The 9,371-nt window shown below is 56.7% G+C and carries 6 protein-coding genes and 3 pseudogenes; 3 read left to right on the top strand and 6 right to left on the bottom strand.

All coding sequences use genetic code 11. The features are described from left to right. From AC1D17_RS26245 to ppk2, 4 genes are all read right to left on the bottom strand, one after another. Window positions 1-1,584: hypothetical protein (locus AC1D17_RS26245; protein WP_477568201.1), on the bottom strand; the 1,584-nt coding region annotated here is incomplete at its 3' end. A 119-nt stretch (window positions 1,585-1,703) separates the two neighbouring features. Next, entirely contained in the window at window positions 1,704-2,669 is a 966-nt protein-coding gene (locus AC1D17_RS26240) for a DUF2950 domain-containing protein (protein ID WP_477568200.1), read from the bottom strand. A gap of 20 nt (window positions 2,670-2,689) precedes the next feature. Beyond that, the gene (locus AC1D17_RS26235; protein WP_477568199.1) at window positions 2,690-4,120 is read right to left on the bottom strand and encodes a DUF3300 domain-containing protein; all 1,431 of its coding nucleotides are present in this window, start codon (window positions 4,118-4,120) and stop codon (window positions 2,690-2,692) included. Window positions 4,121-4,393: 273 nt separating this feature from the next. Further along, window positions 4,394-5,218: a polyphosphate kinase 2 gene (ppk2, locus tag AC1D17_RS26230; RefSeq protein WP_477568198.1), complete on the bottom strand. Its 825-nt coding sequence runs from the start codon at window positions 5,216-5,218 to the stop codon at window positions 4,394-4,396. Between the two features lie 636 nt (window positions 5,219-5,854). Here ppk2 and AC1D17_RS26225 point away from each other — a divergent pair. Together AC1D17_RS26225 and AC1D17_RS26220 are read left to right on the top strand one after the other, a co-directional pair. After that, entirely contained in the window at window positions 5,855-6,151 is a 297-nt protein-coding gene (locus AC1D17_RS26225) for a hypothetical protein (protein WP_477568197.1), read from the top strand. A gap of 345 nt (window positions 6,152-6,496) precedes the next feature. Then, window positions 6,497-8,122, top strand: coding sequence for a bifunctional aspartate transaminase/aspartate 4-decarboxylase (locus AC1D17_RS26220; protein ID WP_477568196.1), 1,626 nt, complete (start codon window positions 6,497-6,499; stop codon window positions 8,120-8,122). Window positions 8,123-8,327: 205 nt separating this feature from the next. Here the strand turns inward: AC1D17_RS26220 and AC1D17_RS26215 are convergent. Further along, window positions 8,328-8,624 (bottom strand): annotated as a pseudogene (locus tag AC1D17_RS26215) (conjugal transfer protein TrbD); the annotation flags it as partial. Between the two features lie 5 nt (window positions 8,625-8,629). Further along, window positions 8,630-8,758, bottom strand: a pseudogene (locus AC1D17_RS26210) (TrbC/VirB2 family protein); the annotation flags it as partial. A 373-nt stretch (window positions 8,759-9,131) separates the two neighbouring features. Here AC1D17_RS26210 and AC1D17_RS26205 point away from each other — a divergent pair. Beyond that, window positions 9,132-9,371, top strand: a pseudogene (locus AC1D17_RS26205) (plasmid partitioning protein RepA); the annotation flags it as partial.

Here is a 9,371-nt window from a genome sequence, read left to right as displayed (position 1 = left end):
AATCAGGATCAGGTGATAGATCGGATTGTCGTGAAGATTGGAGGTACGAGCCCAGCGTTCGGCGCCGGCATAGTCCCGCCCCATATATGCGCATACTGCCATTGCCGACTGGAAGTAGTCCATCGGGCCGGGGTTCTTATGAATTGCATCGAGAATAAGAGCGCAGCCGCGGTCCCACTCTCCGGACAATGCCAGGCGGAAGCCGTATTCACCTGCAAGTTCGGTATCGTTGGGGTTCAGTTCAAAGGCTCGCTCACCGACTGCAAGGGCGCTTTTCGGGTCGCCACTAAAGAAATAGGCCAGCATCTGGGCCTGAAGCGCGCGTACATTGTCAGAATCGAGTTCCACCGCCTTCCTGGCTGCCTCGATGGCCAGACCGAGCGGCGGCGGACCGAGCGGCTTCAACAGATATCGAAAGCGAAGCTGGTCCAAATATGTAAGCGATAGCAAGGCCCAACCCGTTGCAGAACTCGGAAATTGCCTGACGACCTCCTTAAGGCATAGCTGAACGGCGGCATGGGTGTTCGGGTTCAGGTCCGCGCGATAGCTGTAGTAGGACAAAGTGCAGGCATAGGCCTGGGCATTCTTCGTCGCCGATTTTGCGTATTGCGATGCATTCGTCTGAAAAATAACTCCGTAGGGTTGCGCCAGCGCTGTGGCTATCTCGCTGGCTATCTCCGTTTCAACATCGAGACGCTCGCGCCTGCCGAGGTCAGCGTCATAAGCTTTCGTCCAAACAATCATACCGTTGGAACGATCGACCAGTCGCGTCGATAATCTAAGGCGGTCATCATCCAGCCGAACACGCCCCTCAAGCCGGTAAAGCGGCAGATCAGACGCAGAAGGCGCACCAACGGCGCCATCCGAAGGATCGCCGGCCAGGACCGCTATCTCCTTGAACCGCGCCATTTGCCCGATAACCTCATCAGTGAGGCCTCGAGCTAAAATCGCCGAGTTCGGCGTCCCAGTAATATCTTCAACCGGAGCCACGACAATCGTGGGTGTTTCCTGAGTTGGATTGTCTGCAACATGCGACGTGCGTTCAGAAAAACGCTGCAAAGTCGTGCTGCCGAAAAACGCCAATGTGACGATGCCAAAAAGGAGTGCCGCAACAGAACACAAGATGGCCTTGTCAAGACTGAACTTCGGCGGCGAAACAGGCAGGTGATCAGGCTCGGTTGAACTTGGTTTCAACTCATGAAAGCGGGTGAAAGTCGGGACATATCCGCCTTTCGGTATCGTGATGAGAATTGGGTCCTGCTGTCCTGCAAGCAGATAATAGTGCTCGAGAGCACGCCGGACCCGACCGGCTTCTATACGAACGACTGGATCATTTTGGGCATCGAAGGAAGCGTCTCGGCCAAAAACCTCGATGGCCACAGAGTAAGCCTTGATGCGGTCAGCGCGACCGTGAAGGGTCTCCTCGATAACATAGGACAGAAACGTCCGAGCACGTTCGGGTGCATCAAACGCTGGGCTCGAGCGAATTCTGACAAGTTGTTCGCGTATTTCGTCATCTATCGGCGGCACAGATGCAACTGGTTGTGCAACTGGTTGCGACGCTTCTGAACGTGCAAAAGTCATCTTCATACCCCGATACGATCATCGGAGGGATGCGCCCCCACACGCTTAAGTAATGCTCGCCAATATACACTTCAAAAAAGTGCAAATCAACAACAGTTTACTTCACAACATTACTTTAGCTACTCGTTTACGACGTCCCATTTATCCCCTGGGTTGAAGTTGACAATACGTTTGGCAACCTTGGCCGTATCATCGCCAAGGTCGGCTTCGTAAACGATGCCGCTTTTGTTAACGGCGAACGTCTTGACACCGGTGATGCCATATTTCACCGGCCACGCAACCAGACCGAAGCCGGCAATCATGTTTCCGTTTATGATATAGTCGAACTTGCCACCGGCGATATTCTCGCCTTGGCCGCTGAGGATTCTGTAGCGGTAGCCATTGTAGCCCAGCCCGGCCTTCGCCTTTTCCAATGCATTGCCGTCTACCAGTGCGGGACCGGCGGGGCTTTCGTCGCCGTCGCCCTGCTCCGAAGGCCAATACAGGCCATCGTGCTTTCCATCGCTGCTGATGAGCTTCTGGGCATACTCCAACACGCCATCGCCGTCACGGTCGATGGATGCGTAAGTTTCCTGGGCATCAACATAGGCACGCATCGTGGCGATGGTGGAAAGTTCGTTCTCGCCGACACGACGGTCGGCTATTTCCTCCAGGCCGGCATAGGTGTCGAAGGCCCACCTGCCGCCGTCCTTTTTCACAAGAGGGAAAGGCAGGGGCCAAAGCTGGTTGCCTATCTCCAGAATTTTGCGATCCTGCTGATCTTCGACGACCAGCTTTTCCTTCACGCCCGCACGGATCGCCGCATAGTTGTCTGCCGACTCGTCGCTTGCTTTAGCCTTTGCGGCATCCAGTCCGAGCAGTTGTGCCAACTTGTCGAAATCGCCGCCATTGACCGTCGATTTGAAAGCCTCGGCCGCCTGCTCGGGCGTATCGAACTCCGGTGGGTCGTCTGCTGCCATGTATTCCACAAGAGGGGGGTCGTTGTCGTCGTCTGCCGCAAGAGCAGGCTCCGTCAATAGCGTTCCGCCGAGAAGTATCCCTCCGAGCACCGGGAACATCCATCTTTCACGCGCGATTTTCATCATCGTCAACTCCTCAGCCCCTGTTACCGACGACGTCCGCCGCCACGGCCACCGCCACCGCGATGGACCTGCCGCCCGCCGCCGCGATTGCCGCCCATCGATTGCGGCCGGCGGTGTCCGCCGCCGTTCACAGAATGACGCCCGCGGTTGGAAGACATCTGGGTTTGGCGCTTGTTGCTGACATTGCCGACCGCAGAACGATTGCCGGACTTCTTCACCTGACCACCTGGCTTCGGCTTGTTGACCTTGCGATTGACATTCTTTGGCTTGTTGGCAACCTTCTTCCCGGTTGCCGCCGGTCGGTTGGCAGCTTTCCCGCCATCCTTTCGGGCAGCGGCAGCGGGACCGGCTTTATTGCGGTCGCCGCGATTGGCATTGGCCGCACGCTCGCGTTCGGAGCGGGTACGGTCGGCATCCACCTTGCTCTTGCGAACGTCGTTGACCGAAACCTTGGGTGTGTTTGCAATTCTGTCGCCGCCGTTTTGACAAACATCCTTGGCTCGGTTGGCGATATTGTTGCTGCGGTTTGCCTTGAACTCGCTCTTGAACTTGTTGCGATCGATGTTCGCGATCTGGTTCTTGTCAAACTTGATCTTCGACCGGTCGATGTTTTTCCAATCGACATCCCCCATTTTGAACTTGTCGCGGTCTATATCGATGTTGTTGAAGCATTTGTCGCAATCGATGTCGACGTCGCCGCCCCAGCGTCCGCCCCAGACACCCCAGTCGTCCCAATCGATCGCGGCTGCCCAGATCGCAGCGCCGGTTATTGCCGCAGCGAAATAGGGCGCAGAAGGGTAATAGTAGCTGGGATAGGAATCTTCGTAATAGTCGATCGGCGTCTGCACGTAACCCGGCTCGTAAAGCATCTCGGGTTCGTACTTCGGAATGTAGACCTTTTCCGGATCCGCCGCCTGGATCACCACGTTCTCGCCCTGGGTCTCCACTTTCACTTTGTCGTCGGTCTTGATGACGCCGCTTGCCACCGCCTTGTCGCGCAAATCCTGAATGGCGATCAACACGTCTTTTTGCTGATAGGCCAGAGCGCTTCCAAGGGACTGCGTCCAGTCGAGATCATCGCTCATCATCTTCACGATATCGGGATAGTTGAGCAGGGAGATCACGCTGTCGTCCCAGCTGTCCTTCGGCTTCAGCTCGACATCCTTCTTCTTCCCCTCCAGGAAGCGCTGCGCCTCGATGATCTGCAGTGGGTAAAGCGAAGCGGAAGACACCAGCGCGACCAACTCATCCGGATAGAGCGCGATACGCGCCACCAGCACTTCGAGTTCGTCTGCAGTCAGGAGGTCCGGCGCAGTCTCCGGTTGGTCAGCGCTTGCAACAGCGGCAGCCTGCTGCTGCGCCCGAACCGGACCGCTTGCACCGACACAGATACCGATCGTCAAGGCCAGGAGGGTGGCGGAAACGGAGCCTGTCAAAAAACCGTCGAATTTCATCATTGGAATCCTCACATTCGGCGGCGCCAACAGGTGCAGCGCAGCGGTGAAGTGAACTGGAGACTACCACCAAACGGCTTTAGCGTCGACACGAGCAACCGAAGGCGGCGGTCAGAAAGGCCAGCTTCGCCGCGGATCCTGCGCCTTCGCCAACGCGAGTGGAAGTATCTAGCCTGTAGATACGTGTAAACTCGCGTGCGTGACGTCGCAATCGATCGTTGGTGCACCCAAATGCGGTGCGCGATGGGACGCGCCGCATGTTCGTTTCAGAAGCTAGGCGACGTCCGGCACAATCCGCCGCGGGGTGGTATCCTCGACATATTCGCTCGGCCGCTTCTGCCGTTTGCCGAGGTCCGGTGGATCAAATTTCACCCGCTCGTAGGGGATGGATTTCAGGATGTGCGAGATGCAGTTGATGCGGGCACGCTTCTTGTCGTCGGAGGGAACAACCCACCACGGTGCATGTTCGCTATCGGTCATGCGCARCATTTCGTCATAAGCGCGCGTATAGTCCCACCATTTCTGGTAGGATTCGACATCCATCGGGCTCAGCTTCCATTGACGGAGCGGATCGTCCATGCGGCGGCGGAACCTTCGTTCTTGCTCTTCCTCGCTCACGGTGAGGAAATATTTGAGCAGGATGATGCCGCTTTCGACGATTGTCGCCTCGAAGCGCGGCGCAATCTCCAAGAAGCGATGGACTTTTTTCTCGGTGGTGAACCCCATGACACGATCGACGCCGGCTCGGTTGTACCAGCTTCGATCGAAAATGACGATCTCGCCCGCCGCTGGGAGATGGGCTATGTAGCGCTGGATGAATATCTGGGACTTCTCGCGGTCACTTGGTGCCGGCAAAGCCACGACGCGAAAAATACGCGGGCTAACACGTTCCGTGATGCGCTTTATGATACCACCCTTGCCTGCGGCATCGCGGCCTTCGAAGATAATGACGATGCGCGCACCACTCTTTTTGACCCAGGCCTGCAAATGCGCCAGCTCAACGAGCAGCTTTTCCATCTGCCTGTCGTAGTCGGTGCCCTTGCGGCTGCCATGTTCCTCCGCCGGCGCAACCTCTCCTTTTTCATGCTTTTTGCTCATCGCTGCGTCTCCTCACTTAAGACCCGTTATTGATTGTCGGTGATGGTTCGGATGTCCCGTCCTTGACGACGTGAAAAACGTGAGGCGCGTCGTCGATGCCTTCAAAGATATTGCGCTCCACCGGGTCATTCTGTCAGCCCTCTCTTTCGAGCAGCGCCACCGGTTCGGGACGCACTTCGGCAAAGGCACAGCGGCTCCTGTCTCTGGCCGCAGTAGCTCTGGAAGAGTGCCGGCTCGCAGCCTCCCTCATAGTGATGTCCAGTCACAACTCGAAGCAGACGGCGCGTTGCCGTGAACTTCCGAACACCTTGCGCGAGCGGAGCCTGACGAACCCCTCCTCACGTCAGTGCTCCAAAAACACATAGTTCATCCAGGCGCAGCGACGGCGAGCAACGATTGTGGCGATCTTAGACGGTTTTAAGGGCGGGAACCCGTAGCATCATGTAGCCTCTATCGGGATCACCAGAGCTACTTTCAAAGCTGTGGCCCTGCCGTCTTCCCCCATTCCGGTCACTCTTTTCACGACCGGACAAAATGAACGCGCGTAGCCTCAAGTATTTTACGTCAATGCTGCTCCGGAACGCACTATATCTTTTGACGCGGGAAGAACCCTCTCGCCTAACCCGGAACGTTGCCATGACCGGAATCGACTCTGATGGTGAAGGATTGGCTTCAGCCCTTCGCCGCTTTCCGACGCACGCGGCGCAGATTCGCGATCTCATAAGACGGAACGAGAGTTTCCGAACAATCTGCGAAGACCTCGCCTGCGCCGAACGAGCGCTTCTGTTTGTTAATCACCTTGATGAAGGCATCCGCGAGGCCCGACGCCAAGAGTTCACCGAAATGGTCGATGACCTTTCCATTGAGGTTGAGCGCCTGCTCAGCCAGACCAAGATCACCACGATGAGTGATTGGCTTGCCAAGCCGCGTTAGCAACCATAGCTGCGGAGCCGCGAGCGACGGTCGTGGTAGTGGCCCCGGACGCCGCATCGTTGCGTCCCAATCACGTATATGTCCGTGGTCGACAGTTTCTCACTCGGCCACGAGGGATGGAAGCAACGAAAATGGAGGTATCGCGCGAAGGTCGTGTGTCTGCCCGCACGGAGACCTCTTCGCTGCTTCAGTTGGCTCCGGCACCCACCGTAAGATGCCGTATGCTACTCCTCCAAATCTTTTCAACCACTCTTGCTTCTCATAACATCCCCGCTATCGAAATTCGAAGTCCACATTCAGGATCGCCAGCCCCGGCGCGGGGTGGCAAATGGGAGAATTAGTGTGATGACTGATGCCGGAATTTACGCAAAATTCGTCGACCTTAGCCCTTTTGAAATCAAGGACGAACTTATCAAGCTGGCTCAGGCCGACAAGGCAGGGCGCGCTTACCTCAATGCCGGGCGTGGCAATCCGAATTGGATAGCAACCAAAGCACGCGAGGCTTTCTTCCTGCTCGGCCAGTTCGCCCTCACCGAGTCCAAACGCGTTTTCTTCGATGAAGAGGCAGGTCTCGCGGGGATGCCTCCCGCCGACGGTTGCTACAAGCGTCTGAAGGCATGGGTCGAAAAGCGGAAGGGCGATCCGGATACACCCGGTGCTGACACGCTCGAAGCCACGGTTGATTTCGCGATCAAGAAATTCGCTTTTGAACCCGACAAATTCGTCAACGAACTGACCGACTCCATTATCGGCGACCACTACCCGGTTCCCGACCGTGCACTCGTGCACAACGAGGCAATTACGCACGAGTACCTGATGTGGGCGATGTGCGCGGGCCATCGCCCGACGGCCAAATTCGACCTCTATCCGGTCGAGGGTGGTACCGCAGCGATGTGTTACATCTTCAAGGCACTAAAGAATGCCCGTCTTCTCAATTCGGGCGACACCATCGCCCTCGTCACCCCGATATTCACCCCGTACCTGGAGATGCCGCATCTCGAAGACTATGCGTTGAAGCAAATCCACATTTCCGCAGATGCGGAGGATCGTTTCCAGTTGACGGACGAAGACCTGAAACCACTTGTGGACAAGTCAGTCAAGGCACTCTTCATTGTCAATCCAGGAAACCCCTCAGCCGTCGCAATCGATCCGGAAAGCATGAATCGTTTGATCAAGTTCGTGAACTCCAAGCGACCAGACCTGATGATCCTGACTGACGACGTCTACGGTACTTTCGTGCCGAACTTCGAGTCTGTCATGGGTCACCTGCCGCACAACACGATCGGTGTTTATTCCTATTCCAAGTATTTCGGTTGCACCGGGTGGCGTCTCGGCGTCGTCGCTGTTGCCCAGGATAACATTTTCGACAAGATGATCCGCGCCCTGCCCGAGGCGACGCAGAAACTGATGGACGCTCGCTACAAGGCGCTGACCCCTCACCCGCGTGATCTCAAGTTTATTGATCGGATTGTCGCCGATAGCCGCGACGTGGCGCTCAATCACACGGCCGGGCTGTCACTGCCGCAGCAGGTGATGATGTCGCTATTCGGCCTCGTCGAGATGATGGACGAGGAGAAAATCTATCAGAAGGCCTGCATGGCTATCTGCCAACGACGGTTCGAAAAGCTGATGAATGGAATGGGCATCGAGTTTACCGCCCGGCCCTATTTCGACCGGTACTACGGCATCATCGACTACGAATTCTGGGCGCGAAAGTACGTGGGCGATGAAGTGACGGATTGGGTGAAGGAGAACATTCATCCGCTCGACATCGCCTTCAAGCTTGCCGAGGACCATGGCATTGTCGTTCTGAATGGATCCGGCTTCGAGGCACCGAATTGGTCGGTGCGCGTATCCTTTGCCAACCTGCCCGACGACGCCTACGATTCGATCGGGCGAGCCATCCGCGCCGTGGCCCGGGGCTACCTGCAGGCCTACCGCGCCGCCAAGGGGGAGCCGGCCCAGCCATAGACCCTGCCGTAGAACTTCATGACACAACGTCGGCAGCGAGTATCTTGGCCTTGCGTCCGGATTTGCGACGAGCGGTCAACACATAGCGGTTGAGCTCGCCGTCGATCCGGCCGTCGCCCTCGAGCGCGCCCTGGCCAAGTTTGGCCAGGGCGTTTCGGTCCTCAACATAATGCTGGATCGGTCTTCCAAGCGTCTGGTCGGCCGCCCTGCCCCAAGCAGTCTCGGAGGCCGCCCGATGGGTGGACCTGTAAGAGATGTGTCGGATGTAAACACGCCGCATCATCGGATCCGCCCTGGCCATCATTCGCAAAGCAGCCACGACGACAATCCACACGGCGATCCCAAACAGGGCCGAATAAATGGTCAGCACTACGAAGATCAGGATAATCGCCGCAAGTCCTGTGATCAGCGCCAGTTCGCGGTCCGCGCCCGTCAACAGGTTGGGTCGCGACAGCGCCCGGTGAATACGATTGCGCTGCAGATTGGAAACAGGATCAGCCACGTTCCGCCTCCCCTCCCCTCCCCTCCCCTCTTCGAAAGAGAATTTGGCGCTAGTTCTGTGGCAGATCCAATCGAAGCACCCGTTGCACCAAACAGCCCGACGATCAGGGTTGCCCCGCGCAAAATGCCGGCGACGCATAGCCTCTCGCCAAGGGCGTCCTGCGGCTTGCGGATCAAGTGGACGAGGAAAAGTCACAAATTTAGGAGTGCGATTCGCAGTTGCGAGCGATTTTCCCCTAGCTTCTTTCGAACCAGCGCCGATGATTCATCCGCAGAGAACGCCCAAATTTGCGAGTTAAGGGAGCGGGTGAGTTCGAGCGACTGCCTCCTTTATCGCATTGAAAATACTGAGTTATATAGAATAGCCTTCCAAGGCCCCGGCCCGCGCTTCCCGACCGCGTCAACCAGTCGTTAACCCTATTTGCCTTGTCAGGAAACGGGAATCGGCTCACAGTGACGATAAATTCGCATTTTAGATAAAATATCGTGACTAAGGGTCTCTGGAAAAATGAACGTGACAAGGCCGGTTTCCGAGCCAGATATGAGCTTTGCTGACGTGATCCTCGATCAGGGCGGGGAGATCTCAAGCAAGCTCGACATGCTCCGCATCGATAAGTTTCCGCCGAATGCGCAAAAAACCCTTCGCCAGTTCTCGCTCGCCGAGGTCGCCGAGTTTGTTGGTGTCTCGCAAAGTTATCTCAAGAAACTGCATTTGCAAGGAAAAGGCGTCGAGCCGTCGGTAACGCGC

Source organism: Pararhizobium sp. P1_E7 (assembly GCF_056405855.1).
The sequence above is the reverse complement of the archived record's forward strand: the minus strand, read 5'-3'. Positions and strand labels throughout refer to the sequence as shown.

Bases quoted from the DNA above. Each gene is read 5' to 3' on its own strand.
- AC1D17_RS26240 (WP_477568200.1), bottom strand. From the start codon at position 2,669: ATGATGAAAATCGCGCGTGAAAGATGGATGTTCCCGGTGCTCGGAGGG.
- AC1D17_RS26235 (WP_477568199.1), bottom strand. From the start codon at position 4,120: ATGAAATTCGACGGTTTTTTGACAGGCTCCGTTTCCGCCACCCTCCTG.
- AC1D17_RS26225 (WP_477568197.1), top strand. From the start codon at position 5,855: ATGACCGGAATCGACTCTGATGGTGAAGGATTGGCTTCAGCCCTTCGC.
- AC1D17_RS26220 (WP_477568196.1), top strand. From the start codon at position 6,497: ATGACTGATGCCGGAATTTACGCAAAATTCGTCGACCTTAGCCCTTTT.